This window comes from Ferroplasma sp. Type II (assembly GCF_000496155.1).
Genome location: NZ_KI542823.1, coordinates 1 through 1,871, shown reverse-complemented (window position 1 = coordinate 1,871; position 1,871 = coordinate 1). Strand labels below are relative to the sequence as shown.

Sequence of the window (1,871 nt, the reverse complement as noted above, 5' to 3'; positions counted from 1 at the left end):
GTGCAACAAAAATTACGGTTACCACAATTGCCAATAATTTTTTCATAAATGTATAACCTATAAAATTATAAAGACCTTACTAAATATATATTATATCCATACATAGAAATTGTATAAATTAATATAATAAATCCCTCAAAATACTGATTTACGTAAATATTTGTATGCACAATGTATCATGTCTTATGAACCAGAAACTTGAAGAGGCAGTTGCAGGATTAAGGTGCGTCAACAAACCGGTAAAGCAGATAGCAAAAACACTGGGAATTAAAAAGGATGAGATAGAAAAAATCATTAAGGAATGGATACTGCAGACTGATCCATATATAAGTGAGTTGATAAGAGAAAGAAAGGTAAATAATATACCGGATACAGGGGAGATTAAACTATTAGTTAAAATGGATATTAATAACCTTTTAAATGATCCTAGAATTCTTGACTACATAGCTAAGAAGAGAAATGATCACCACAACCGCTTTATGGACTGTGTAAGGTATAAAATAAAAATTATGCTTTATAATAATAAAAAATAAAATAATTTATTCGATGTCCTCGAATTCAGAGTTATCTATTATTCCTTCATCCTTCATTTTATTCATTCCCTTCATTATGGCCATGCCTATTCCCACAACTATGAGGTTTAACAATAGTGCAAATACCCCTATATAGACGAAATGGAAGTCCTTGTAAAGGGAGCTCGTAAAGTCCAGCTCTGCAAGCATGACTATTGTGGTAGTCAGGCCAACAAGCCACCCTGCTGCTACCGGGTATTTATTCAGTTTTCTGGTGAATAGGGCAAGGTATACTGCTGGCAGTGTCTGCATTATAAAGGCTCCGCCTATTGTTTGAAGATAAACAATTTCACCCGAAGCTGCAGGTACCAGGGAGAATGCCAGTGCACCGATAATTACAACAATAACGAGTACCCTTGAAAGGTTTGTCTGGGCTCTATCTGATGCATTAGGATTTATATACTCAAGGTACACATTTCTTGTCAGCAGATTTGCAGATGCCAGAGCCATTATGGATGCCGGCACTATGCTTCCCACAACTACTGCAGCAAAGGCAAAGGCAGTAAACGAAGCGGGGAATATGTGAAGCACTAATAGAGGTAGAGCCTCGCTGCTAACCTTTGGATATGCATTGAAGTAAACCACTGCCATTATTCCAATTATAGCAACGAACATTAACAGCACATTGTAAAGTGGAAGCAGTGAGGCATTTCTCCTTATAGTTTTTGAGTCCTTTGCACCAAGAGTACCAGTAATGGCATGTGGATAAAGGAATAATGCCAGTGCAGAACCAAGTGCCAGTGTGGTATACCCTACATCTATTACAGGCGAAATGTTTAGAAGATGTGGACTTATTGTTGCTGCCTTGCCGAAAATTGCACCAAAACCGCCCAATTTAATGGGTATATATATTATGATTACTATTACAGCAACCCATATAATTGCATCTTTTATTATGGCTGTAAGTGCTGGCCCCCTTAATCCACTAACAAATGTAAAGCCAGCAACCAGAAGGAATGCGATTATAAGGCTCACCGTTATGGGAAGTGCCAGGGCGGCCAGGACGTATTTTATTCCTGTAATCTGCAAAGCTATATAGGGCAGTTCGGCCAGAACACCTGTCAGTGCTATAAGCATTGCAAGGAACCTTGATGAGAAACGATCTTTGACGAAATCTGCTGCAGTAATATACCCGCGCCTCTTTGAAACATTCCACAGCTTAGGCATGGTTACATATACTATGGGGTATATCATTACACCGTAGGCTATTGCAAACATTGCAAAAGCCCCCCCTCCTATTCCTGCGGTGGCAGCGGCTCCTGGTACGGCAATTAGGGTATATGCTGTATAAAATCCCCA

At 39.0% G+C, this 1,871-nt stretch carries 2 protein-coding genes; one reads left to right on the top strand and one right to left on the bottom strand.

The genetic code is table 11. The annotated features are described in order from the left end of the window. The first annotated feature begins 185 nt into the window (after positions 1-185). Positions 186-533, top strand: a complete 348-nt coding sequence (locus AMDU4_RS13160; RefSeq protein WP_290705478.1) for a hypothetical protein — start codon at positions 186-188, stop codon at positions 531-533. Between the two features lie 6 nt (positions 534-539). Here AMDU4_RS13160 and AMDU4_RS13155 read toward each other — a convergent pair. Next, positions 540-1,871, bottom strand: a 1,332-nt coding sequence (locus AMDU4_RS13155) for a sodium:solute symporter (protein ID WP_021788422.1), incomplete at its 5' end; no start/stop codon positions are given.

What these genes read in the sequence shown, in the direction of transcription:
- AMDU4_RS13160 (WP_290705478.1), top strand. Translation starts at nt 186, where the DNA reads ATGAACCAGAAACTTGAAGAGGCAGTTGCAGGATTAAGGTGCGTCAAC.